A 24435-nucleotide genomic window follows, 5' to 3' on the forward strand; every position below is an offset into this window, starting at 1 on the left:
CCACCCTCCACTCTCCCACTCGAAAAAAGGAACCCAGTCATGAGCAATCTGAACGGAAAAGTGGCAGTCGTCACCGGCGCCGCGAGCGGCATCGGCAAGGAAATCGCCCTGACGCTCGCGAAAGCCGGCGCGGTGATCGCGATCGCCGATCTGAACCAGGACGGCGCAAACGTCGTTGCGAACGAGATCAAGGCGGCCGGCGGCAAGGCCATCGGCATCGCGATGGACGTGACCAGCGAAGAAGCCGTGAACACCGGCATCGACAAGGTTGCCGCCGAATTCGGCACGATCGACATCCTCGTGTCGAACGCGGGCATCCAGATCGTCAACCCGATCGAGAACTACTCGTTCTCCGACTGGAAGAAGATGCAGGCGATCCACGTCGACGGCGCGTTCCTCACCACGAAAGCCGCGCTCAAGTACATGTACAAGGGCGATCAGGGCGGCGTCGTGATCTATATGGGTTCGGTGCATTCGCATGAAGCGTCGCCGCTGAAGTCGGCCTACGTGACGGCCAAGCACGGTCTGCTCGGCCTCGCCCGCGTGCTCGCGAAAGAAGGCGCAAAGCACAACGTGCGTTCGCACGTCGTGTGTCCGGGCTTCGTGCGCACGCCGCTCGTCGACAAGCAGATCCCCGAGCAGGCGAAGGAACTCGGCATCAGCGAAGCAGATGTCGTGAAGAACGTCATGCTCGGCGACACCGTCGACGGCGTGTTCACGACCGTCGAGGACGTCGCTCAAACCGTGCTGTTCCTGTCGTCGTTCCCGAGCGCCGCGCTCACGGGTCAATCGTTCGTGGTCAGCCACGGCTGGTACATGCAATGAAGCCACGCGCTCGCACCGAAAAGCAGGCCGTCGATCCGACCGACCTGCACAACGAGGTCGGCGCGTCCCCGGTGCGCGCGCTGCCCTACGAGACCGTCGCCCTCGTGCTGCAGGGCGGCGGCGCGCTTGGCGCGTATCAGGCCGGCGTATTCGAAGGCCTGCACGAAGCCGACATCGCGCTCGACTGGATCGCCGGCATCTCGATCGGCGCGCTGAACACCGCGCTGATCGCCGGCAATCCGCCCGAGCGACGCGTCGCCCGGCTGCGCGAGTTCTGGGAAACGATCTGCCAGCCGGCGTTCTTTCCGGCGCTGCCCGCCGCATTCGAGTTCGCGCTGTTCAACAGCCACGAATCGCTGCGCTCGCTGTTCACCGCGTCGCAGGCAACAAGCGCGATCATGCAGGGGCAAAAGGGCTTCTTCGTGCCGCGCTTTCCGCCGCCGATCGGTTCGCTGCCGGCGGAGCCCGGCAAGGTCAGCTGGTACGACACGTCGCCGCTGCGCGCCACGCTGCTCGAGCTATGCGATTTCGACCGGATCAATTCGGGCGAAACGCGCGTGTCGGTCGGCGCGGTGAACGTCGGCACGGGCAACTTCGTCTACTTCGACAACACGCGGATCGAACTGCGTCCCGAGCACTTCATGGCGTCGGGCGCGTTGCCGCCCGCGTTCGCGCCGGTCGAGATCGACGGCGAGTTCTTCTGGGACGGCGGCGTCGTGTCGAATACGCCGCTGATGGAAGTACTGCGCAGCTCACCGCGCCGCGACACGCTCGCGTTCCAGGTCGATCTGTGGAGCGCGCGCGGACCGGTGCCCGAAACGATGGCGGGCATCGCCGAGCGCACGAAGGACGTCCAGTATTCGAGCCGCACACGTTTCGTCACCGACATGCTGCAGCGCGACCAGCGCTACCGCAACCTGCTGCGTCACGTGCTCGAACAGGTGCCCGAGGAACAGCGCCACAACAGTCCGTGGTGCAAGGAAGCCGAGGCGCTGTCGTCGAGCAAGCGCTACAACGTCCAGCATCTGATCTATCAGCGGAAAAACTACGAGCAGCATTACAAGGACTATCAGTTTGGTGTGTCGACGATGCGCGACCACTGGGCTGCCGGTCTCGACGACATCCGCCGCACGCTCGCGGTGCCGGATGCGCTTGCGCTGCCGCAGAACGATGCGGGCTTCGTGACTCACGACGTGCACAGGCGTAAATAAGGCTGTTCAGGGTGCGTCAGCCTGTGCTGACGCGCCCGTACCAGCGGCACGGCGCATCGATTCTATGCACGGGGAAATTGGGCTGCTTTACTGCGGGATCCCCGTCTGCGCTGCTCTAGTGCACGGCCCAGGCGGGCATTCTCACGTGAAGCCGAGGACCGCATGCCCGCCACCGATCTCCCACACTCCTTCGTATTGACGCTGTCGTGCCCGAGCGCCGCCGGCCAGGTGGCCGCCGTCGTCGCGTTGCTCGACCGCCGTCACTGCTACATCGACGAACTGACCGTATTCGACGACGACCTGAGTGGGCGTTTCTTCGTGCGCTGTGTCTTTCATGGCGTCGCTAACCACGCAGGTAGCGCGCAGCCGCCGCTCGACATCGACGCGCTGCGCCGCGAGTTCGACCCGATCGCCGCCGATTTCGGCATGACGTGGGCAATCCACGACGTCGATGCGCGGCCGAAGGTGCTGATCCTCGTGTCGAAGCTCGAGCATTGCCTCGCGGACTTGCTGTTCCGCTGGCGGATGGGCGAGCTGAAGATGGACATCGTGGGCATCGCGTCGAATCATCCGGACTTCGCGCCGCTGGCCGCGCAGCATGGGTTACCGTTTCATCATCTGCCGGTCGGCGCGGACAATCGCGCGCAGCAGGAAGCACAACTGCTCGATCTGTTCGAATCGTCCGGCGCCGAGCTGATGATTCTCGCCCGCTACATGCAGATTCTCTCCGACGAAACGAGCCGGAAGCTAGCCGGCCGCGCGATCAACATCCACCATTCTTTCCTGCCCGGCTTCAAGGGCGCACGCCCGTATCACCAGGCGCATACGCGCGGCGTGAAGCTGATCGGCGCGACCGCGCACTTCGTCACCGACGATCTCGACGAAGGTCCGATCATCGAGCAGGTCGTCGAGCGTGTCGATCATTCGTATAAACCGGAGCGGTTGCTGGCGGTGGGGCGCGACGTCGAATGCATCACGCTTGCGCGCGCGGTGAAGGCGTTTGTCGAGCGGCGGGTGTTTATCAATGGGGATCGGACGGTGGTGCTGTAGTTGCGCGTAAGCCTCTGCCCGCGAGGCAAGCGCCGCTCTCGATCGAAACGCGACCACCCAGTCCGCCCCTTCTGACAATGCGGTTCGATCAGCTTCGACCACGGTACTTCGCAACGTATCTCATCGAGAAATTCCCGCTTGCGCGTGCGCCTGGTGGCTAGTCCTGGTACAGGACGTCTTCCGGCTTGATCCGAATATGACCAAGGTCGGTAAATTGATCGGAGTTACTTTTTAGAAAATGCTCAAGCGTGCGGACAGAGGTGGATTTTGCGTCAACTCGATTTGCGCCCGAAAGTGCGTGTCCAGTCTGTTGGGCCGCCGCCTGGTTAGCAGCAACGATGAACGACGAGCAAAAGGAGCCGTCAGCACCCCAGGCCGGCGTGGAATCGAATGCTTCGGCCGCATATCGCTCAGATCGGGCTGCAGCCTTCGAACCGAAGGTCGAGTTCCTGACTACGGATAGAACTGAAGCGGGTTTGTTGTAGGGAATCGCGGTTCGATTATCCGCCCATATCATCGAAATCTGCGCAGCCCAATCTCCCACGTTCTCGTCGGTCGGTCGATAGACCCGGTACAGGCCCTGGCGTAAAGCCGTGCCTTGAGAGACCAGACGATTCCCTCCTCTTACTTCTGCGATTTCTGGTTCACCTTTGCCCTGCGGTTCGTTGTTACCTGGATTGTTTTGCGCTTTTGTCCACATGACTGAATGGACCAGCTTCGAATCCCCGCTGTTGTCGCGCAGCAGTGACGCGCCTGCGAGCTTTTGCCCCATGACGATCGCCCGATGTGTCCAGTTGGAATTGCCAGACTCATCGATCAGCAACAGGACGTCTCCCGGGCGCATGTCGCTTTTGCTCAGATTAGGTGCCTCAGGGCGATGGACTTCACTGGCAGCGGCGACCGATTGCGACGGCGGGGCTGCGCCAGGACGCATGCGCGCGAAAAGAGACCCAGGGCGTCTCGTGTCCGGCGACAAGCCAGCCGGTGTTTTGCCTAGCGTGCGAAGACCGCCGAGCAAGGTTCCACCGCTTGTTGAACCTGGAGATCTATCGGACACATGCCTCGAAACGCCATGCTCTGGCGTCGACTCAGCGAGCGTCGGGACGGACTGCTGCGGTGACAACTTTGCGTTGATGCTGGACATGACGTTCGACCTCAAGTGGACGATTACCTCAAAGACCGCGGCTATCCCGTTGCGATGGATCGACATTGCCCGGCGTCGGGTGCGGTGATGCGCGCGCGAAGGTAGCGCACGCATTGATGCCTCACTCGCCGCCTCGTCAACACACGAGCGCGTTCGGCCGGCAACCGGCCTGAGCCGGCTATCTGCCCGATTTCCTCTCGCACATCGGATGAGCGTTCCAATTCCCTTCTGTCCCGGCTATCGTCTTTTAACGGCATTGCTTCGCCGATGCTTTCTGAAAATCGTAGCAACGTTTTTTGACTTACTGGTAGACACTACAGAGGGGATATGAAAGCCGCTCGCTCCATGCGAAATCATGGCCTGTGAGGCGAAGCGTTTCCTGGCGTCGGCAAACGCTCACGCTATGGCTCGAACGAAATGAGTTCTAGCCCGCATCCTGAGAGCGGCGGTTCACGACCGACGGGTACGGGCTGAATCCGGTGCTTCGGCTCCCATCGCATCACGCTCAATAAAACGGCTTCGCCAGATGATGCGACAGCCACACGACCAGCACGGCCAGCAGCAACGCGCCATACGGCAACAGGCGTCGCGCACCCGATGCCCCGCTACCCGGCTCCACCGTCATGTCCTGCGTCATCCGCGCGGGAAAACGTCCACGATCCTGCCAGTAATGCCGGTACAAAAACACCGGCACGATCAACAACACCGCGATAAGGCCATTGCGTAACGTGCCCTCGCCCTGCAGATCCGCGCCAGCACCGATAAACGCAAGATCGAGATAGCCGCACACCGCACCGGCCGCAAGCAGCCACGTCGGACAGCGGAACGGCCGGTCCGCATTCGGGCGATCCATCCGGTGAATCCAGCCCGACTGCAAGTTTAGAAACACAAAGATCATGTAGCACACGCCCGACACCGACAGCACCGTCATGTAGTCGGACATCATCAGCAGGATCAGGTTGAAGCCGAGATCGGTCCACATTGCGCGCGTCGGTGCGCCGTGTTCGTTCACGTGCGACAGGTAGCGCGGCAGCCAGCCATCCACCGACGCCTGGTACAGCGTGCGCGACGAGCCCATCATCGACGTCATCACGATCAGCAGGATCGACAGCATCAGCATCACCACGATCACGTTCGCGACGATCGCCCCGCCGCCGACCATATGCGCCATCGCGGCACCGACACCCGTACCGTCGACGATCTTCGGATTCAGCATGCCGGCGGTGCCGAGCACGCCCTGAAACGCAAGCGGCACGAGCGTCATCATGACGAGGCACAACGCGCCCGACCAGAAGATCGCCTTGACGGTATCGGTGCGCGGATCGCGGAATTCGCGCGTGTAGCAGACGGCCGTTTCGAAACCGTACGCGGCCCAGCCTGCCATGAACATCGCGCCGAACACCATCGTCACGCCGGTGCCGTTCCATGAGCCGAACGCGGTCGCGGTAAGCGTGCCGTGCGCATCGTGTCCAAGTGGCAGCAGCGGCCACAGATGCGCGGCAGGCACATCGCCGGTGACGAACGGCACGATGCCAACGATCAGCAGCGGCGCAAGCGACGCGATGCCAAGCAGCCGTTGCGTCTTCGCCGCCTTCGCGGCGCCGCTGTGCTGCAGCTTGAACGTGATGAGAAGGAACGCAACCGCGATCACGAACGTCGCGTTGATGCGCAGCGTGAGCCCGTGTTTGACGAAGCCGAGGTCGAGCAACGTCCAATGCCACGTGTTGATCAGTGCGTCGGGAGCGAACAGCGTGGTGAGCGCGTAGTTCGCCGCAAGGCCGGTGCCGAGCGCGAGCATCGGCGACCACGCGACCCAGTTGCACCACACCGAAACCGGCGCGATCAGCTTGCCGTAGCGCACCCAGCCCATCGCGCCGTACACCGACGCGCCGCCCGATTTGTGCGGAAACAACGAGGAAATTTCGGCGTAGGTCGCGCTCTGGATGAGTCCCATCGAGATCGCCGCGATCCAGATCGCCCAGGCGGGCTGGCCGATCGTCGCGCACACACCGCCTATCGTGAACAGAATGCCGGCTGGCACGCCGCTCGTCACCCAGAACGCGTCCTTCCACGTGAGGCCGCGTTGCAGCGTGTGGCCTTCTTCATGAGCGGTGCCGCGTTCGACACCCTGAGTGCTGCGCGCGCGCAGTCTTGCCTGTTCCATCCACGAGCCTCCTGTAAGCGCCTGTGCCCGGGCTGGAACGCATGCATCGTCGCAGCGGGAAACCGCCCCGCTGCATTACAACGTCAATGATGCAGATGACGCTATTGCGCTCCGGCCACCCAGCTGTCGACGCGATCCTTGTGTGCGGCGATCCACGCGTCGGCTGCGGCAGCAGGCTTTTCGCCGCTTTGAGCCGCCAGCATTACGCTGTCGATCTCGCCCGGCTTCCATTGAAACTTCTTCAGAAATGCAACCACGGGTGCGGCCTTCGTTTCGAGCCCGGGGTTGATTACGTTGTCGACGTGCTCCGACTCGCCGAACACTTTCTTCGGGTCGTCGAGGAACTTCAGCTTCCACTTCGCGAACATCCAGTGCGGCACCCAGCCGGTCACGATCACTGGTTTATTGGCATGCATCGAGCGCGCAAGTTCCGCGGTCATCGCGCTGCCGGAACTCGGCATCAACTGATAGTCGAGGTTGTAGGCCTTGATCGCTTCCTCGGTTTTCTTCATCACGCCCGCGCCCGCATCGATCCCGACGATGCGTCCGCCGAAGTCCGCCTTGTGTGCCTCGAGGTCGGCGATGCTCTTTTCCGGCACGTCGGCCGGCACGATCAGGCCGATCTTCGCGTCGTTGAAGTTCGGGCCGAGATCGGTCACCTTGCTCTTGAACTGATCCCAGTACGCGCCGTGCGTGACCGGCAGCCACGCGGACAGCGTCGCGTCGAGGTCGCCGCGTGCGACGCCCTGCCACATGATGCCGGCCGCGACCGGCACCAGTTGCACCTGATAACCGAGACGCTTTTCGATCACGCCAGCCGCGACGTTCGCCGTCGCGACGCTGTCGTCCCATCCTTCCACATAACCGATCTTGATCGTCGGCTTCGTGTCCGCGGTTGCGGTCACGCTCGCGCCCATCGTCGCGATCAGCGCGGCACCGAATGCGCCGCACAGCAAGAGCTTTTTGAGGCTTCTCATGGTCGATCTCCTTGTAGCCGCAGCAGCGGTGGAGCAGTCAGCATCGCCAGCCAGAAATGACAAGGGATGATTCTTTGCGACACCCGCTTGTGGAAATGCGACGTGCATCGCGCGAATGCCTGCGCTGTGTTACTTCTCGACCACGAGATCCGTCAACGGCTTGCTGCAGCAGAGCAGCACCATGCCCTGATCGATTTCGCGCTGGCGGATGCCACCGTTGTGCTTCATGTCGACCTGCCCGGACACGAGTTTGACCTTGCAGGTGCCGCACATCCCCTGCGTGCACGATGCGGGCAAGCGAACACCGGCCTGGCGCGCCGCTTCGAGCACGTGCTGGCCGCTACCGCATGTGATCTCGCGATTGCTGCGCGTGAAGCTGACCGCGAACGCCTGCGTTGCGTCGGCTGCGTCGGCTCCATTGGCGCCGGTGGCCGGCGTGTCGATCACCACTTCCGGCGCCGACGCGGTCAGCGTCTCGAACGAGAAGCTTTCCTCGTGATAATGCGCGACGTCGAAGCCGCCATCGGCGAGCAGGTCGCGCACCGCCTGCATGTACGGCGCCGGGCCGCACGTGAAAATTTCGCGTTCGAGAAAGTCTGGCGCAATCGCCTTGAGCAGCGGCAGCGTCAGGAACCCCGTCACGCCATGCCAGTTGGTACGCGGCCCGACGCGCTCGCAGACGAACGACGTGCGGAAATTGCTCTGATTCGACGCGATCAGATCGAGCTCGCGCGAAAAGATGATGTCGTCGGGCGAGCGAGCGCTGTGTACGAACACGATGTCGCGATCCTCGCTCAACTCGTGATGCGCGCGGCTCATCGACATCAACGGCGTGATGCCCGACCCCGCCGACAGAAACAGATACTTGCGCGCCGGATGCCGCGCGCAGGTGAATTCGCCGGACGGTCCGAGCACGCGTACCGATTTACCCGCCTGCAGGTTGTCGTGCAGCCAGTTCGACACCTTGCCGCCGGGCACGCGCTTCACGGTGATCGAAATCGTGTGCGGCCGCGTCGGCGACGACGAAATCGTATAGCAACGGTTGATCGTCTCGCCGTCGATGTCGAGTTCGAGCGTGATGAACTGCCCCGGCTCGAACACGAACGCACGGCCTTGCGGCGAGCGGAAAAAGAAGCTCTTGACGTCGTGCGTCTCCTGACGCACCTGGCAACAGACGAGCGTCTCCTCGACGTCGCCGGTCCAGCGCTCGGGCAGCGCGGCCCAGAATTGCGGCTTCGTCAGCCTGCTCTCAACGGGTTCGAAAGTTGCCGCATCCCGCATCATCGTTTGCTCCACCTGCCCTCGGCAGCCAGTTGTTCGCTTGTGTTCGCTTGTGTTCGCTACGTCGACGCTTGCTACGCTTCGTGATGCACTTCAATGATCGGCATGCGCGTCGACATCGCCTCGATCTGTGCAGCAACCCGCCGCACATACCAGTCGCTGAATTTCTCGACGAGGCCTTCCGTGTACGGCGAGTACGGACCCGGCTCATACGCGCTGCTCGACGCGCCGCGCTGCGAATATTCGACGAGTGTGCGGTCCTGGTCGTTAGTCGCGTTCCACACGGCGGTCAGGTTCTTCACGTCGTAGTCGATTCCTTCCTTCGCGTCCTTGTGCACGAGCCATTTCGTTCGCACCAGCGTTTCGCCGGCCGACAGCGGGATCACGCAGAACGTCACGATGTGATCGCTCATGAAGTGATGCCACGAGTTCGGCTGGGTCCAGAACGACAGTCCACCGAGATCGGCCTGACGGAATTCGCCGAGCAGTTTCTTCGATGCGACCTTCGCGTCGAGCGTCTGCGATTCGCCGCTGCGGTCGAGCGGCAGACGCTGCGTGCGAAAACCGCTGACGTCGGACAGCCGGTCCACTTCGACCGACGGCAGGTCCATCGCTTCCCACTGCGCCGCGCGCTCGATGCAGTTGCGCTCGAATGCGGCCATCCCTTCGGCGTTCGCCGCCGACGGCTGATAGCCGAAGCCGTATTCGTACAGCGAAATGGTCAACTCCGGATGGTTCGCGACGCAGTGATAGCACTCGCGATTGTTCTCCATCGTGAGCTTCCAGTTGCCTTTCTCGATGATGTCGATCGTCGCGGCAACCTTGCAGTTCGGCAGATCGTGCGGCAGCAGGTATGGCTCCATCGCGGCGCGCATCGTCGCGAAGTCGACAGGCGGCTCGTCGGCGAGGCAGATGAAGATCAGCCCGGCCAGGTTCTGCACGTGCACGCTCTTCAGGCTGTGCTTGCAGCGATCGAACTGCTCGCCCATATGCTCGGCGAACATCAGCTCGCCGTTGAGGTTGTAGGTCCAGCTGTGATACGGGCACACGATGTTGCCGACCGAGCCCTTGTCCTCGTTGCACAGCCGCGCGCCGCGATGGCGGCATACGTTGTGGAACGCGCGCACGTCCATGTCGTCGTCGCGCACGATCAGGATCGAATCGCGGCCCAGTTCGACCGTCACGTAGTCGCCCGGCTCGGGGATGTCTGGTTCGACCGCAACCTGGATCCAGTGCTGACGGAAAATCGCTTCCATGTCGAGCGTGAAAATTTCCTCGCTCAGGTAGAACGGCGCTTCGAGGCTGTAGCCCTGCTTGCGCCGATCGACCAGCGCGCGGATGTCTGCCGATACTTTCATCGTGTGCTCCGGAAAGCTCAATGTAGTGTGTGCGTAGCGCAAAATCAGTAATCGATGAGCTGATGCTCGCGCAAATAGCCCAGAATCGCTTGTGCTTTTTCGACCGAAGTCCCTTCAATTACGACGCTTCCGCCGCGGCTTTCGGTCGTCGTCGCGGACGTCATCCGCGCATGGCCGGAACGCTTTTCCGGCGCGGCGAGCCGCACGGGTTTGCGTTGTGGCGCGGCCAGTTTCCATTGCGTGGCTTCTGTGTTGGTTGCTGGCGTCGCGGCCGTGGCTGCATCGACCGAGCCCGCGCGCAGGCGTGCGTACGCATAGCGCGGCTGCGTGGGCGCAAGCGGATGCACTGCAACCACCGCCGGCAACGGCGCCTGCACGCGGCGGCGCACGCCCTTCGGCAGGAATTGCCGCACCGTTACGTGGCCCGACTCGACGATCGCGTCGACCGCAGCGCCGACGAGCGGATAACCGAGCGCATCGGCGATCTGGTACGGCAGCATGCCGCTGTCGAATGCACCTTCCGCGCAGGTGCCGGTCAGCACCAGGTCGTAGCCCTGCACACGCTTCGCAAGCGCCGCTGTCGCGTCGTCGCGCTCGTCGCACGGCAACACTTCGACGCGTACGGCACCGAGCGCCAGATAGTCGCGCAACGCCGGATTCGACGGATCGCCCGCATGCAGCACGTCGAGCAGCGCGCCGTGCTGGTGCGCGAGCGCGAGACCGGTTTCGAGCGCGGCCGCGTCGTTGCGGCTATAGCGTGCGACCCCGCTGACCGGATGACGGCCCACCGACACCAGCACCGCAATCTTTGTGAGCTTGCCGTTCATGCCGCAACTCCTTCCGCAACGGTGACGGCGGGCGTGTCGGCGGCCGATGTACGCTCGGACCGCGCACGCGTCACTTCGTCGATCAGCGCGGCAATGGTCGCCTGCGTATCGCCGACGATCGTCAGGTTCGCGCGCTTCACGATCGGCGCACTGCCGTCGAGATTCACGGCGATCACGTGACGGCAGTCCTTGATCCCCTGCAGATGCTGGACCGCGCCGGAAATGCCGAACGCGATGTAGACGCTCGCCTCGACGGTCTTGCCGGTCGCGCCGATCTGCTTGTCGCGCGCAAAGAGGCCGTTGTCGACCGCGACGCGGCTCGCACCGACCGCTGCGCCGAACGCGCCCGCGAGTCGCTCGAACGCCGCGACGTCGGCAACACCGTTACCCGCCGACACGATGAAATCCGCTTCTTCGAGCGCGACCTGTGCGGCGTCGATCTCTTCGATGCCGAGATCGCGGCACACGCCGGTTGCATCGGTGCCCGCTTCGGCCGGTAGCGCGAGTTCGATCCGCTCGCCCGCGCCGACGAACGGCAGCCGTGGATCGACCGCACCCGCTGCGAGCAGCACGAGATCGGGCAGCGCACGCGTCGCGAACGCCTGCTTCGCTTGCGCATAGCGACCGACATGCGCACCGTCGATCTCGACCACCTGTGTCGCGACGCTCGCGCCCGCATAGGCCGCGTAACGTCGGCCAAGATCGCCGTCGCCGGTCGCATTGTCCGGCATCAGGATGCGCGTCGGCGCAAGCTGCGCGACGCAGGCCGCGAGCGCGTGCAGTTCGCGTTCCGGCGCAAATGCACGGCGATCGAAACCAGCCAGCTCGACGATGCGGTCGGCACCGAGCGCGGCCGCGTCGTCCTTCAGTTCGCCGAGCACAACGAGCGCGACCTGCGTTTCCGCATCCGCGAGCAGCGCGGCGGCGGCGAGCGTCTGGCGTGTATGTTCGTCAAGCGCGCCGCGATCGCTGTGCGCCACGACGAGGATCGTGCGCTGCGCAGGCTGCGTCGTGCGCAACGGCTTCTTCGCTGCGCCATGCGCGAGCGGCAAGCCGTGGCGGTCGTCATTCGACGCACCGGCCTCGATCACCGCACCGAGCGTAATCCGCCGCAAGCCCTGCGCGGTGATCGTGTACGGCCTGCGCGGATCGATACGTTTCGGGGTCGTGTTCATCGCTTCACTCCAGCGCCGCGGCCACGAGTTCGGCCACGTCGAGCACTTCGGGGCGCGGACCGACCACGCCTTCGAGCATCGCCGTGCAGTTCGGGCAACCCACCGCGACGATGTCCGCATTAATCGCCCGGGCGTCCGCGATACGGATGTCCGGAATGCGCTGCTTGCCGGGAATGTCGGTGAGCGGCGCGCCGCCTCCGCCGCCGCAGCAGCGGCCACGCTTGCCATGACGCTCCATCTCGACGACCTGAATGCCGATCGACTTCAGCAGCTTGCGCGGTGCTTCGGTTTCGCCGTTGTAGCGGCCCAGATAGCAGGGATCGTGATACGTGACGCGCCGATCGCGCAGTGCATCGGCTGCTTTCGGCGTGAGCTTGCCGGATGCAACGAGCTCCGCGACAAAGGTCGTGTGGTGCAGCACATCGAAACGCGCCCCAAGCGACCGGTATTCGTTGCGCAGGCTGTGCATCACGTGTGGGTCGGCGGTGACGATGCGTTTGAAGGTCAGCGTCGCGAGCGTGCCCGTCAGTTGTTTTGCAAGCTGCTGGAAGGTCGCTTCATCACCGAGCCGCCGCGCGACGTCGCCGGTGTCGGTCTCGTCGCCGCCCAGCACCGCGTAGTCGACGCCCGCCTTGTTCAAAACCGTCACGAGTGCACGCAGCGTGCGCTGGTAACGCATATCGAATGCACCCTCGCCTGCGACCAGCAGCACGTCGACTGGCTTGCCCGGCTGCGCGACGGGCGCGTTCAGGTCGACTGCCCAGTCGTAGCGAGCAGTCTTGTCGTAGCCGCCCGCCGTCCCGGTTTCGCGCAGATTCGCGAGCACTTCAGGGCCCTTGCCCGGCACCGTGCCGAACACGAGCGTCTGGTTGCGGCGCATATCGACGATCGCGTCGACGTGCTCGATCAGCATCGGGCATTCATGCACACATGCGCGGCACGTCGTGCACGACCACAGCGTGTCAGCCTCGATCAGGCTCGACACGATCGGCCGGTCCGGCTCGCCCATGTGCTGCCCCACCGGCAAGCCCGGCGTCGGGCTACCCGCATACGCGGCATCGGTTCCACCGACCATTCCCGTCACGAGATCCTGAATCAGCTTCTTCGGATTCAGCGGCTGCCCCGCGGCGAACGCCGGACACGCGGCCTCGCACTTGCCGCATTGCACGCACGCATCGAAACTGAGCAACTGGTTCCAGCGGAATTCGACCGGCTTGCCGACGCCGTATTCGCTCTGCTCGAGCGACGGCGTTTTCAGCGCGGTCGGCGGGACGGCGTTTGCGGCGCCAGCCGTGCGCACATCACCCGACGCAGCAAAACGCTCCTGCCGCGGATGAAACGCGAGATGCAGCAGGCCGGCAAGCGCATGCTTCATCGGACCGCCGCGTGCCGCGCCCATCGTCATCGCGAACGCCCCAGCTGCGATCAGCAGCGCGAACACCACCGCCAGCGCGCCGGACATCGCACCCGCAGGCACCGCGACGAACAGCACGAGGCCGAGCGCGAACGAGCCGAGCAGCCACGGCAGCGTGTCCCACGGACCACGCGACAACCGCGCCGGCACCGCCTTCGTACCGTGCCGGCGACGCCAGACGAACACCGCGCCGACCAGCATCACGAGCGCCGCGAGAAAAATCAGCCGGTCGAGCCACGGCGAATACAGCGCGAGCCCGTAGTTCAGAAACACCAGCGCGAACGCAGCGATCGCGCCGCCCGCGGTCGCGACGTGCGTCTTCGCGATATACGGATCGCGCGCGACCACGTGATGCAGATCGACGAAATAGCGCTTCGGGATGGTCAGCAGATGAGTCCAGCCGAACGCGCCAGCCGGCGTCGCGCGACCGAGGCGCCAGTACGACGCGCGCTTCGCGACCGCGAACGCGAGGCCGGCGACCGAGAGCCACAGCAATACGGTGATGAGAAACGCCGGGCTCATCGTCAGAAATCCTTGCAGAGACGCAGCGCGTCGTAGATCGCGCCGTGGATGTTGTGCATCGAGATGCAGTCGCCGACGCGGAACAGCAGGAAGCGCCCGTTGCCCAGTTCTTCCGACAGCGATGGCTGCGGCTCAGAAGCAAACAGCTTGTGCACGTCGACCTGGCCGCGGTTCACCGATTCCGGCTTGAGCTTCCAGTACAGCGCGTCGTTCGGCGTACTGCCGTTCTCGATCACGACCTGATCGACCGCGCGCTCCTCGAGCTCTTCGGTGTACTCGTTGCGCAGCACCGCGATCTTCTTGCCGTCTTCCTCGTACACGCGATCGAGCCAGTAGTTCGGCGTATGGATCACGCCGAGCGCGTACAGCCGCCGGTAGAAGATCGGGAACGTCGTGCCGCCGACGTCGTCGGCGATCTTCACGTCGGGCGTGACAATCTCGACCTTCGAGCCGCGGCTCGCGATGAAATCGGCGACGCCCGCGCCCGCATGCGTGCTCACGCCGTCATAGACGAGCACGTTCTGCTTCGGCTCGACGCGCCCCGCGAGGATGTCCCACGAACTGACCGCGAGCCCTTCGTCGACGCCCCATGCGGGCACCTGCTGCGTGAAGCTCGAACCGCCGGTCGCGAGCACGACGATGTCCGGCTTCTCGGCCATGATCATCCTGTCGTCCGCGGCGACGCCGAGGCGCCGGTCCACACCAAGCCGCTTCGTCTCCATGTCGAACCAGCGGACGATGCCGGCCATCTGCTCGCGCTGCGGCGCCTTCGCGGCCAGCATGATCTGTCCGCCAACCGCATCGTTTTTCTCGAACAGCACGACGTCGTGACCGCGCGAACGCGCGACGCGCGCCGCCTCGAGCCCTGCAGGCCCGGCGCCGACCACGACCACCTTGCGGCGCGGCCCGCGCGTTTTCTCGATCACGTGCGGCATCGTCGCCTCGCGCGACGTCGCCGCGTTCTGCACGCACAGCACGTCGAGGCCGTTGTACTGGCGGTCGATGCAATAGTTCGCGCCGACGCACTGCTTGATCTCGTCTTCGCGACCGTCGCGAATCTTGATCACCATGTGCGGATCGGCGATCTGTGCACGCGTCATGCCGACCAGATCGACCATGCCGTTCGCGAGCAAGCGCTCGGCTTGGCCCGCGTCGCGGATGCTCTGCGCGTGCATCACCGGCAGCTTCACGACCGACTTGATGCCGGCCGCGAGATGCACGAACGGCTCGGGCGGCAGCGCCATCGGCGGCATGCAGTTCGCGAGCGTGTTGTGCGTGTCCGCGCCGGAGCCGATCACGCCGACGTAGTCGATCAACCCGGTTTCGGACATCGCCTGGGCGATCTCCTTCAACTGCTCGTGATCGAGACCGTCTTCGTGGAATTCGTCGCCGCACATCCGCAGGCCGATACAGAAGTCCGCGCCGACCGCTTCGCGCACGGCCTTCAACACTTCGGTGCCGAAGCGCAGCCGGTTCTCCAACGACCCGCCCCATTCGTCGGTACGAAAGTTGGTGCGCGGGCTCCAGAACTGATCGATCAGATGCTGGTGCGCCGCCGAGATTTCGATGCCGTCCATGCCCGCCTGTTTCACGCGCTTCGCAGCCGCCGCGAAATCATCGATGATGCGGCGGATTTCCTCGACCTCGATGATCTTCGCGTTGCCGCGGTGCACCGGCTCGCGCACACCCGACGGCGTCATCAGATGCGGCCAGTGCTCGCCGTGAAACGCTGAACGACGGCCCATGTGGGTCGCCTGAATCATGATCTTCGCGCCGTGACGATGCATCGCTTCGGCGAGGCGTGCGAGCGGATCGACGATCTTGTCGGTCGACAGGTTCACCGATTTCCACCAGCCCTGCGGACTGTCGATCGATACCGGGCTCGACCCGCCGCAGATGGCGAGGCCAACGCCGCCCTTCGCTTTCTCTTCGTAGTAGCGGATGTAGCGGTCGCCGGGCAGACCGCCCGGCTCGGCGTACACCTCCGCGTGCGCGGTGCTGACGATGCGGTTGCGCAGCGTCAGCTGGTTCAGCGTCAAGGGTTTGAACAGATTGGGGTAACGCATCGCGGGCGACCTCGGGCGTGGGCGGTGTAAGCGGCGTGGGCCTGGACGATCAGGCGAGCGGCGACACTTCGAACACGCAATGCGCGTGACCTTCGGCCGCGCACTGCACTTCCTTCGACTGCGAACGCGGTGCAGCCTTACCTGTGCCGGCCGTGTCGCTGGTGTCATTGACCCAGTCCATCGCGCCGGCAAACCAGCCCGCGAACATGTAGCAAAGCTTGCCGCTCTTGCCCGGCTGTGCGAGCACGAACGATGAGTTGCGCAGTTCGATGCGGGCATGCGCACGCGCCGGGTCCGCTTCGATAATCGAGAACAGGCCCCAGCCGCGCTGCGACAGACGGTTCAGATAATGTTCGAACACCGCCATCCCGGCGATGCCGTGCTGCTTCGCTTCCTTGTCGCACCAGTGGTACGCCGATTTGTAGCCGGCCTTGTAGAGGATCTCGGCGTAGGTGTCGCGACCCAGCGCTTCTTCGACTGCCGTGTGGTTGTTGGTGAAGAAATGACGCGGCACGTACAGCATCGGCAGCGCGTCGGTAGTCCATACGCCGGTGTTGGGATCGACGTCGATCGGCAGTTGCGGTTGCATCGCGGGGTGACTCCGTGGGGTAAGCAGATTCGTGACGGTGCTGTCTTGACGCGGGTGCTCGCAGCGGCACCCGTCGTCGTGCTTCTTTTATGTTGAACAGGTTCTCTCAGGCGCCCCACACATCCTTGAACACGCGCACCCAGTTCTCACCCATGATCTTGCGGATGCGCGTCTCGCTCCAGCCCGCACGTTCCATCGCGGCCGTCAGGTTCGGAAACTCGCCGATCGTACGGATGCCTTCCGGATTCACGACCTTGCCGAAGTTGGTCAGGCGGCGATAACGGCCCTTGTCGTGCGTGATCCAGTCGAAGAAATCGACCGTATAGCCCTGCGTGAAATCGCTGCCAATACCGACGGTGTCCTCGCCGATCAGGTTCACGACGTAGTCGATCGCCTCGATGTAGTCCTCGACGGTCGCATCGATGCCGCGCTTCAGGAACGGCGCGAACATCGTCACGCCGACGAAACCGCCCGCGTCCGCGATTTCCTTCAGTTGCTCATCCGACTTGTTGCGCGGATGCTCCTTGAGACCGGACGGCAGGCAGTGCGAATAGCACACCGGTTTCTTCGAGAATGCGATCGCTTCCGACGACGTGTTACCGCCGACGTGCGACAGATCGACCATGATGCCGACGCGGTTCATCTCGGTGATCACTTCGCGACCGAAGCCCGACAGGCCACCGTCGCGCTCGTAGCAGCCGGTGCCGACGAGGTTCTGCGTGTTGTAGCAGAGCTGCACGATGCGCACGCCCATGTCGGCGAATGCTTCGATATAGCCGAGGTTGTCTTCGAACGCGTGCGCATTCTGGAAGCCGAGAATCACGCCGGTGCGGCCTTCTTTCTTGGCACGCAGGATGTCGTCGGTCGTGCGCACGAGCGTCAGCAGTTCGCTGTTCTCGCGGATCTGCTGCTTGATCAACGCGATGTTGTCGACGGTTTTCGGAAAGCTCTCCCAGACCGATACCGTGCAGTTCGTGGCGGTGACCCCGCCCTTGCGCATGTCCTCGAACACCGAGCGGTCGAACTTCGAGATGTTCAGGCCGTCGATGATGATGCTGTTTTCGTGCAGATTGCTCATGATGTGGGGCTCCGTATGCGTGTGGTGCGCGTCGATATAGGTATCAGTAAATCGGGAAGCGCTCGCACAGCGCGAAAATCTCGCGGCGCACACGCTGTTCGGTTGCCGCGTTGCCTTCCGGGTGTTCACGCAGCGCGTCGAACACTTCGAGGATAAGCCGGCCCACCTCGCGGAATTCCGCGGTGCCGAAGCCGCGCGTCGTGCCCGCCGGCGTACCGAGACGAATGCCCGACGTAACCGTCGGCTTCTCGGTGTCGAACGGAATGCCGTTCTTGTTGCACGTGATGCCTGCGCGTTCGAGCGCCTGCTCGACCGGCGCGCCCTTCAACCCCTTCGGCCGCAGATCGACGAGCAGCAGATGGTTGTCGGTGCCGCCCGTCACGAGATCGACGCCGCCCGCTTTCAGCACCTCGCCGAGCGCCTTCGCGTTTGCGAGCACGGCATCGATGTAGGTCTTGAAATTGTCCTGCAGCGCTTCGCCGAACGCGACTGCCTTGCCGGCGATCACGTGCATCAGCGGGCCGCCCTGCAGACCCGGGAACACAGCGGAGTTGATCTTCTTCGCGATGTCTTCGTCGTTGGTCAGCACGAAGCCGCCGCGTGGGCCCCGCAGCGTCTTGTGCGTGGTCGACGTGACGACGTGCGCGTGCTCGACCGGATTCGCGTGGCGGCCGGCCGCGATGATCCCGGCGATGTGCGCCATGTCGACCATCAGCTTCGCGCCAACGCTATCGGCGATCGCGCGGAAACGCGCGAAGTCGAGCGCACGCGGATAGGCGGAAAAGCCCGCGATGATCAGCGTCGGTTTGTGTTCGTGCGCAAGCGCTTCGACCTGGTCGTAATCGATCAGCAGTGTGTCGCGGTTCACGCCGTACTGCACGGCTTTGAACCACTTGCCGGACAGCGCGGGCTTCGCGCCGTGCGTCAGATGACCGCCCGCGTCGAGCGACATGCCGAGCACCGTGTCACCCGGTTTCGTCAGCGCGAGCATCACCGCGCCGTTCGCCTGCGCTCCCGAGTGCGGCTGCACGTTTGCATACGCGGCGCCGAACAGCTGCTTGATGCGATCGATCGCGAGCGTCTCGATCTCGTCCGCGAATTCGCAGCCGCCGTAGTAGCGCTTGCCGGGATAGCCTTCCGCGTACTTGTTGGTCAGCACCGAGCCCTGCGCTTCAAGCACCGCGCGCGACACGATGTTTTCCGACGCGATCAGCTCGACCTGCGACTGCTGCCGTTCGAGTTCCTTGAGCAACGCGGAACGCACGGGCGCGTCGCGCTCCGCGAGGGGCTGCGAGAAAAAGGGAGTGGAGTTCGACATGGGGCGTCCGGGGTATCCGTTAGTCATGAAAAGCAGGGGCCGCACGGGTCGCCCTGGCAGACCCGGCAAGCGCGCGCCCGATGGCTCCGCTTCCCTTTACCGGCCTGCCGGCACCGGCTGCCGACGCTCTATTCTTCTCCGCCGCCCAACGTGTCAATTTACGAATTCAGACGCGTTCTTGGCCTTTTCCGACATCCAGGTCCGTTTTGGACAAGTCCGACGATCGCCGCTGGCGTGTCTGGAACGACCGGTCAGGACCTCACGGTCGAGGCGCTGCGTCGATGCTGCGGCGCAACGCGATCGCACCGCCCCCGTGCGTCGGTCGCCCGCGAACAGTGCCGCCACCGCACTTCGGAGGTGCGGTATCGCGACCTTGACCCCACCGTAGTCAGGGTTTAGCCGTATGGCATGCTTGTTGCCCTCGAACTCAGAATAGTGCCGCCGTCACCCCCACGTCGGCTGCAACAATCGAGACTTCAGTCGAAGGAACGCTCGTCCCCATGTCCCCCGACCGCACCGCGTCCCTGTCGCACTTTGCGTTCATGCCGCTGCCCAACTTCACGATGATCGCGTTCACGAATGCGATCGAAGTGCTGCGCATGGCCAACTATCTGAGCGGACAGACGCTTTATCGCTGGTCGATCATCAGTCCCGACGGCGGCCTCGTGTCGGCAAGCAACGGGCTCGCGGTCGATACGGCGGCCGCGGACTCCATCGGTCAGCCCGACATCGTGTTTGTCTGCGGCGGCATCGACGTGCAGCGCGAAACCACGCCGGCCCATCTGTCCGCACTGCGCCGCTTCGCGCGCGTGGGCGTCGCGCTCGGCAGCCTGTGCACCGGCACCTATGCGCTCGCGAAGTCCGGACTGCTCGCGGGCTACGCGTGCGCGATCCACTGGGAAAACATGTCGGCGCTGAAGGAAGAATTCCCCGACACGCGGTTCCTGAAAGAACTATTCGTGATCGACCGCGACCGCGTCACCTGCACCGGCGGCGTCGCGCCGCTCGACATGATGCTGAACCTGATCGCCGCGCGCGTCGGCACGCCGCGCGTCACGCAGATCGCCGAGCAGTTCATCGTCGAGCACGTGCGCGACACCAGCGCGCAGCAGCGCATGCCGCTCGTCGCCCGCCTCGGCTCCGCGAACAAATCGCTGTTCGAGGTGATCGCGCTGATGGAGAACAACATCGAGGAGCCGCTGTCGCGCGAGGAGCTCGCGCGGCTCGCGAACATGTCGCAACGGCAGTTGCAACGGCTCTTTCGCGAACATCTCGGCATGACGCCGACGCACTACTATCTGACGCTGCGGCTGCGCCGCGCACGCGAACTGCTGCTGCAGACCGACATGTCGATCATGCACATCACGATGGCCTGCGGGTTTCAGTCAGCGTGCCATTTCAGCAAGAGCTATCGCGACGCGTTCGGCACCGCGCCGACGCGCGAACGGCGCAAGCAGGTCGCGCCGCTTGCGCATGCGTTGACCGGGATGGTGGCGCCCGTGGGGCTGATGCCGGCCTGACGTCCACGTGATCACGCCGGTCTCCACCGGTACATGATCACCTTGGCGCGCGCGTCCTCTTCGACGAAGACCAGGTACTCGCCATCCGCGCGTCGAAAGGCGCTCACCCCGTTCGCCACATCGACCCAGCCGGACGCGCGGCCGACCTCCGGCCCCGGCCTGATCACGCCGATTTCCGCACCGGTGCCCTTGTCGTAGACATGCACCGCACCCACCGGCTCCACCGCGAAGACATACTTGCCCTCCACCGTCACGCCGATGATCGTCGCAATCGGCTTCGACGTCGTATTCCACGGCAGCGTGATCGCGTAGCGCTGCACGGGCTTGCCGGTCGACCATTTGTCGTAGCGCACCAGCACGCGCCCGGCCTCCTTCCAGAAGCTGCGATCGGCCGGTGCCTCAGCCGTGTAGCCCGTCACGTAGAGCGTGTCGGTCGTGGGTTCATAGATCGCCCGGCGCGCGTCGGTGAATGGCTGCGGCAGCGGATAGGCAGTCATGTTCGAATACGCGTAGACCGGATTGCCGCGCGCATCGAGCCCGCCGAAACGAAGCCGGTAGATGCCGTCCGAATTGCGCGTGCGCCAGATGTCGCCGGCACTGTCGACCCAATAGCCCCAGCCGCCGGCCAGCATCTTGCCGCTCGAATTGACGGTGAATTCGTCGCTGTCGAACCTGCCGTTGCCGTTCGCATCACGCCAGATCCAGTCGCCACTCTTTGGCGCATTCGGTAGCTGCTCCACCGCCCGCTCACTGCCCGCGATGAAGCCCGAAGGGATCGCCACTTCGCCGTCGCGCGGCGCATCGAAGCGATAGATCTTCAGATGGTCCGCATACATGTCGGTCAGGAACAGGAACGTGCGGCCCTTCAACCTGCGCGCGATCGGCAAACCCGGTGGCCAGCGGTCGGTATGGAAGACGGGATCGTCGGGGTACTTGAAGCGGTTCGACAGGAAACCCGCGTACGTCCACTGCTGTCCGGCCGGTTTCGACAGATCGAGCGTGAAGCGCTTGTTGCCGGTGTAGACGCTGTCCGGTCGCGACGGGTCCATCCATGCGCCGTCGACGAACAGCAGCCCCTGCACCTGCCAGCGCTGACGGCCATCGGGCGCATAGCTGGCGAGCGTCGCGCCCATCGTCGCGCCGGCTGAGTCGTCGCGCGGTCCGATGCCGTTGGTCGACACATAGACATTGCCGCGCGCGTCGACGCCAACCCCGGTCAACCCGTTGAAGCGTTGCGGTCCCGGCCGGCCTGGCATGCCGGCAAAGATGCCGCCGCGCTCGCCTAACGTACCTGAGGCCACGTAACCACCATTCGTCCTGGTGAAGAACAGCACCTGCTGGCGCGGCCCGTTATCGGCGATCAGCACGCGCCCTTGCGGATCGACCGCGACGTCGGTCGCGACGGTATCGGACGGCAGCGGCAAGGTATCGTCGAGACGCTGCCCGTTCGACGTGTAGTGCGCAACGTGCGGCACACGGGCACTGCGCGTGTCGGTGAGCACCCATAGCGTGCCGTCGGGGGCAAGCGCAATCCGCCCCGGCTCGTGAACGGCCCATGTCGTCTTGCGCAGCATCGATTGCGCGTCGTAAACCTCGATGCGTTCCTGCGCAGGATTCGATACATATAGCAGCGTATCGGTCGCTGCGAGACCGCTGACCTCCGCACGCGTGCCGTCCGGCTCGTCGTTCACCATCAGAAAACTCGCGGCGAGCCGCGCCCGCGGATCGGTGGCATTCGCCGGCGGCTCGAATGGCGCGCTGCGTTTCGTATCGGCGATCTCGCGCCGCGACACGCCGAACCATTGATGCCCTTTCTCCGGCCAGATGCCCTGTCCAACCAGATGGCCCCGCTCGTTATTGACCGACACCGCGATGAACGCGTAACGGCGATTGAGCGCAATCGCATTGCCGCCGCCGTTGCCCCAGCCATGCGTGCCGCCCGCGAAGCCGAGCACCTTGCCGTCCTTGTAGACGCTCGCTTCCGCCCCGCTCTCGTCCCACGGCGCGTTCGTATAGACCGTGCCGTCGGCAGCCACCGCGAGCGCAGTGATGTTGTTTTGCGTCCAGGTGCCGTCGCCGAAACCAAAGGTGTTGCCGATCCACGAGGTCTGTACGTTCAGCGCCGTTTCGGCAGACGTGGCGGCGGTTGCCATACAGGCAAGAACGCAGAGCATTCCGGCGAGCGTGAGACGGGACACGATTTTCCTCCAGTCAAAGGTTATGGGTCCGTTTCGCGGTCGACGTCGCGTGGACGGGAATACGCGCAATGGAAAGATTTCCGGAGTGGCGTAAAAGATTGCGGTTAGAGATATGAAAGGCCGAGGTAACAGCGGTTTGCCTCGCGCAGTTCACGCCGCTTTACACTAACCGTTAAATCCGGTTCAGCGAGTACGAAAAGAATTTCGAAAATATTCGATGCCTCCGATACACCGGCAAGTTCGCAATTTATGTTCGTCAGACCCTTTAGCATTGATCGATACGCGGTCAATCGTTCCACACGGAAGATATGCCCGGGCAATACGACCGATATCCATTGGCATCATAGAAAAACAACTGCTGTCGCAAGAAACGGACCTCGCCGCCGAAATCGATTCATACAAAAATATAAATAAATGAAATTGTTAGAAATTTATACAGCCCTTCACGTACCCCGGGTAAACATCTAATCATCTAGTTAACGAACCAATTGGCATAGCGCGGTACGTTGCCCCGTTTTTCACCTGTCAATCATCCAGACTGCGAGGCTTTTATCGGATGAAAGAGACGAGCGTTCCTCATAGCCAGTACTACCCGCAACTCGACGCACTACGGGGCATCGCAGCGTTGATGGTTGTCATCAACCATTTCGTTCTGCTCGGTCCTTTAGCGTGGGTGCCTAAAACGCCTTTACGCGTGGTCGCGCTGGGGCATGAAGCTGTTTTGCTGTTTTTTACGCTAAGCGGCTTCGTTCTGACACTCCAGTTGAGGTCGCGCCATGGCATTACTTATCGCAATTATCTGATCAAGCGGATTTGCAGGATTTATCTTCCATATCTCGCCGTTCTGATCATCACTTTCTCGATCGTCAATGCATTGACGGTTCACCCCGTGAAATGGGCCGGAGGATGGTTCAATGCTGTGTGGAGTGGTCCATTTACAGGAACGGAAATAACAGATCATCTATTGTTTATTGGTCAATATAAAGCCGGCCAGATGATCCCGGTTATCTGGTCGTTGATTTACGAAATGCGAATTTCATTGATCATGCCGCTCGTCGTGTTCTGTCTGGCCCGTGCACCCGCGAGCGCGTGCGTCGTGGCGGCCCTCGCTGTTTCGATGCTTGCTTTCGCACTCGTGCCGCGCGCCGGCGCGAGCAGCGCGAACTTCGACGGCGACTGGGCGATGACTGCACACTATCTGGGCATCTTCATCGCCGGCGCGACGCTAGCACTCCATCAGCCAGCCTGGCGGCAGTGGCTTGCCACGGGTCGCCGTACCGAGGCCGCGCTTGCCGGTTCGCTGGTGCTCTACTTCGTGTCGCGATCGACGATGTCGGTCATGTCGGGGGCCATCGGCCAGTTCATTTTCGACTGGTGTGTGGCGGCAGGCGCCGCAGGCATCATCTGCACCGCGATCGTTTCGTCGCGCTTCGCGGCCGTACTGGCAATGCGTCCCGTCGCGTTCCTCGGCACGATCTCCTACAGCCTGTATCTAACGCACGCGGTGGTGCTGGTCACCGTCATCCACCTGATGCCGTCGCCGGATTCCATGTGGCATGCAATCGCCATAGCCGCAGCGCTCGTCATTCCGGTCGCGGCAATCGTCCACCTCGTGGTGGAACGGCAAACGATCATGCTCGGCCAGTTCCTCACCGGACGAACGAACACCGCGTCGGCACGGGCCAGGCAGCAGACCTTCTGATCCGATCCGCCGTTGC

General features: G+C 63.5%; 18 protein-coding genes. 5 read left to right on the top strand and 13 right to left on the bottom strand.

What is annotated here, in order from left to right:
• Positions 1 to 39: 39 nt before the first annotated feature.
• The 3 genes from ACREXZ_RS14980 to purU all read left to right on the top strand — a co-directional run bounded on the left by ACREXZ_RS14980 (position 40) and on the right by purU (position 3086).
• The gene (locus tag ACREXZ_RS14980; RefSeq protein ID WP_431764869.1) at positions 40 to 825 is read left to right on the top strand and encodes a 3-hydroxybutyrate dehydrogenase; all 786 of its coding nucleotides are present in this window, start codon (positions 40 to 42) and stop codon (positions 823 to 825) included.
• Complete coding sequence (locus tag ACREXZ_RS14985; protein WP_431764870.1) at positions 822 to 2036, top strand: DUF3734 domain-containing protein; 1215 nt, start codon at positions 822 to 824, stop codon at positions 2034 to 2036. Before ACREXZ_RS14980 ends, ACREXZ_RS14985 begins: the two co-directional genes overlap by 4 nt.
• A 162-nt stretch (positions 2037 to 2198) precedes the next feature.
• Positions 2199 to 3086 (top strand): formyltetrahydrofolate deformylase, encoded by an 888-nt coding sequence (gene purU, locus ACREXZ_RS14990; protein WP_431764871.1) that lies wholly within the window; start codon positions 2199 to 2201, stop codon positions 3084 to 3086.
• A 157-nt stretch (positions 3087 to 3243) separates the two neighbouring features.
• Here the strand turns inward: purU and ACREXZ_RS14995 are convergent, their stop codons facing one another.
• The 12 genes from ACREXZ_RS14995 to ACREXZ_RS15050 all read right to left on the bottom strand — a co-directional run bounded on the left by ACREXZ_RS14995 (position 3244) and on the right by ACREXZ_RS15050 (position 18999).
• Positions 3244 to 4230 (bottom strand): hypothetical protein, encoded by a 987-nt coding sequence (locus tag ACREXZ_RS14995; protein ID WP_431764872.1) that lies wholly within the window; start codon positions 4228 to 4230, stop codon positions 3244 to 3246.
• Positions 4231 to 4735: 505 nt separating this feature from the next.
• Positions 4736 to 6394, bottom strand: a complete 1659-nt coding sequence (locus ACREXZ_RS15000) for an APC family permease (RefSeq protein WP_431764873.1) — start codon at positions 6392 to 6394, stop codon at positions 4736 to 4738.
• A gap of 101 nt (positions 6395 to 6495) precedes the next feature.
• Entirely contained in the window at positions 6496 to 7371 is an 876-nt protein-coding gene (locus ACREXZ_RS15005; RefSeq protein ID WP_431764874.1) for a glycine betaine ABC transporter substrate-binding protein, read from the bottom strand.
• A gap of 129 nt (positions 7372 to 7500) precedes the next feature.
• Positions 7501 to 8655, bottom strand: a complete 1155-nt coding sequence (locus ACREXZ_RS15010) for an FAD-binding oxidoreductase (protein WP_431764875.1) — start codon at positions 8653 to 8655, stop codon at positions 7501 to 7503.
• A 71-nt stretch (positions 8656 to 8726) separates the two neighbouring features.
• Positions 8727 to 10010, bottom strand: a complete 1284-nt coding sequence (locus ACREXZ_RS15015; RefSeq protein WP_431764876.1) for an aromatic ring-hydroxylating oxygenase subunit alpha — start codon at positions 10008 to 10010, stop codon at positions 8727 to 8729.
• A 44-nt stretch (positions 10011 to 10054) separates the two neighbouring features.
• Complete coding sequence (locus ACREXZ_RS15020; protein WP_431764877.1) at positions 10055 to 10837, bottom strand: electron transfer flavoprotein subunit beta/FixA family protein; 783 nt, start codon at positions 10835 to 10837, stop codon at positions 10055 to 10057.
• A complete protein-coding gene (locus tag ACREXZ_RS15025; RefSeq protein ID WP_431764878.1) occupies positions 10834 to 12012 on the bottom strand; it encodes an electron transfer flavoprotein subunit alpha/FixB family protein in 1179 nt (392 codons plus the stop codon). The genes ACREXZ_RS15020 and ACREXZ_RS15025 overlap by 4 nt, the downstream gene beginning before the upstream one ends.
• A gap of 4 nt (positions 12013 to 12016) precedes the next feature.
• Positions 12017 to 13948: a (Fe-S)-binding protein gene (locus ACREXZ_RS15030; RefSeq protein WP_431764879.1), complete on the bottom strand. Its 1932-nt coding sequence runs from the start codon at positions 13946 to 13948 to the stop codon at positions 12017 to 12019.
• A 2-nt stretch (positions 13949 to 13950) separates the two neighbouring features.
• The gene (locus tag ACREXZ_RS15035) at positions 13951 to 16014 is read right to left on the bottom strand and encodes an FAD-dependent oxidoreductase (RefSeq protein WP_431764880.1); all 2064 of its coding nucleotides are present in this window, start codon (positions 16012 to 16014) and stop codon (positions 13951 to 13953) included.
• A gap of 49 nt (positions 16015 to 16063) precedes the next feature.
• Positions 16064 to 16603: a DUF5943 domain-containing protein gene (locus ACREXZ_RS15040; RefSeq protein WP_431764881.1), complete on the bottom strand. Its 540-nt coding sequence runs from the start codon at positions 16601 to 16603 to the stop codon at positions 16064 to 16066.
• Positions 16604 to 16709: 106 nt separating this feature from the next.
• On the bottom strand, positions 16710 to 17681 hold the full coding sequence (locus ACREXZ_RS15045; RefSeq protein WP_431764882.1) for a dipeptidase: 972 nt from the start codon (positions 17679 to 17681) through the stop codon (positions 16710 to 16712).
• A 43-nt stretch (positions 17682 to 17724) separates the two neighbouring features.
• On the bottom strand, positions 17725 to 18999 hold the full coding sequence (locus ACREXZ_RS15050; protein ID WP_431764883.1) for a serine hydroxymethyltransferase: 1275 nt from the start codon (positions 18997 to 18999) through the stop codon (positions 17725 to 17727).
• Positions 19000 to 19499: 500 nt separating this feature from the next.
• On the opposite strand from ACREXZ_RS15050, the gene ACREXZ_RS15055 reads away from it, so the two are divergent.
• A complete protein-coding gene (locus ACREXZ_RS15055) occupies positions 19500 to 20519 on the top strand; it encodes a GlxA family transcriptional regulator (protein ID WP_431764884.1) in 1020 nt (339 codons plus the stop codon).
• A gap of 11 nt (positions 20520 to 20530) precedes the next feature.
• On the opposite strand, the gene ACREXZ_RS15060 is transcribed toward ACREXZ_RS15055, so the two are convergent.
• The gene (locus ACREXZ_RS15060; protein ID WP_431764885.1) at positions 20531 to 22717 is read right to left on the bottom strand and encodes a hypothetical protein; all 2187 of its coding nucleotides are present in this window, start codon (positions 22715 to 22717) and stop codon (positions 20531 to 20533) included.
• A 556-nt stretch (positions 22718 to 23273) separates the two neighbouring features.
• On the opposite strand from ACREXZ_RS15060, the gene ACREXZ_RS15065 reads away from it, so the two are divergent.
• Positions 23274 to 24419 (top strand): acyltransferase family protein, encoded by a 1146-nt coding sequence (locus ACREXZ_RS15065; RefSeq protein WP_431764886.1) that lies wholly within the window; start codon positions 23274 to 23276, stop codon positions 24417 to 24419.
• The last annotated feature ends 16 nt before the right edge of the window (positions 24420 to 24435 follow it).

The organism is Paraburkholderia sp. (assembly GCF_050742655.1).
In the GTDB taxonomy this organism is placed as follows: Bacteria; Pseudomonadota; Gammaproteobacteria; order Burkholderiales; family Burkholderiaceae; genus Paraburkholderia.

Bases quoted from the DNA above. Each gene is read 5' to 3' on its own strand.
- ACREXZ_RS14985 (WP_431764870.1), top strand. From the start codon at position 822: ATGAAGCCACGCGCTCGCACCGAAAAGCAGGCCGTCGATCCGACCGAC.
- ACREXZ_RS15065 (WP_431764886.1), top strand. From the start codon at position 23,274: ATGAAAGAGACGAGCGTTCCTCATAGCCAGTACTACCCGCAACTCGAC.
- ACREXZ_RS15025 (WP_431764878.1), bottom strand. From the start codon at position 12,012: ATGAACACGACCCCGAAACGTATCGATCCGCGCAGGCCGTACACGATC.
- ACREXZ_RS15000 (WP_431764873.1), bottom strand. From the start codon at position 6,394: ATGGAACAGGCAAGACTGCGCGCGCGCAGCACTCAGGGTGTCGAACGC.
- ACREXZ_RS15030 (WP_431764879.1), bottom strand. From the start codon at position 13,948: ATGAGCCCGGCGTTTCTCATCACCGTATTGCTGTGGCTCTCGGTCGCC.
- ACREXZ_RS14980 (WP_431764869.1), top strand. From the start codon at position 40: ATGAGCAATCTGAACGGAAAAGTGGCAGTCGTCACCGGCGCCGCGAGC.
- ACREXZ_RS15010 (WP_431764875.1), bottom strand. From the start codon at position 8,655: ATGATGCGGGATGCGGCAACTTTCGAACCCGTTGAGAGCAGGCTGACG.
- ACREXZ_RS15005 (WP_431764874.1), bottom strand. From the start codon at position 7,371: ATGAGAAGCCTCAAAAAGCTCTTGCTGTGCGGCGCATTCGGTGCCGCG.
- ACREXZ_RS15055 (WP_431764884.1), top strand. From the start codon at position 19,500: ATGTCCCCCGACCGCACCGCGTCCCTGTCGCACTTTGCGTTCATGCCG.
- ACREXZ_RS15045 (WP_431764882.1), bottom strand. From the start codon at position 17,681: ATGAGCAATCTGCACGAAAACAGCATCATCATCGACGGCCTGAACATC.
- ACREXZ_RS14995 (WP_431764872.1), bottom strand. From the start codon at position 4,230: ATGTCCAGCATCAACGCAAAGTTGTCACCGCAGCAGTCCGTCCCGACG.
- ACREXZ_RS15015 (WP_431764876.1), bottom strand. From the start codon at position 10,010: ATGAAAGTATCGGCAGACATCCGCGCGCTGGTCGATCGGCGCAAGCAG.
- ACREXZ_RS15020 (WP_431764877.1), bottom strand. From the start codon at position 10,837: ATGAACGGCAAGCTCACAAAGATTGCGGTGCTGGTGTCGGTGGGCCGT.
- ACREXZ_RS15050 (WP_431764883.1), bottom strand. From the start codon at position 18,999: ATGTCGAACTCCACTCCCTTTTTCTCGCAGCCCCTCGCGGAGCGCGAC.
- ACREXZ_RS15040 (WP_431764881.1), bottom strand. From the start codon at position 16,603: ATGCAACCGCAACTGCCGATCGACGTCGATCCCAACACCGGCGTATGG.
- ACREXZ_RS15035 (WP_431764880.1), bottom strand. From the start codon at position 16,014: ATGCGTTACCCCAATCTGTTCAAACCCTTGACGCTGAACCAGCTGACG.
- purU (WP_431764871.1), top strand. From the start codon at position 2,199: ATGCCCGCCACCGATCTCCCACACTCCTTCGTATTGACGCTGTCGTGC.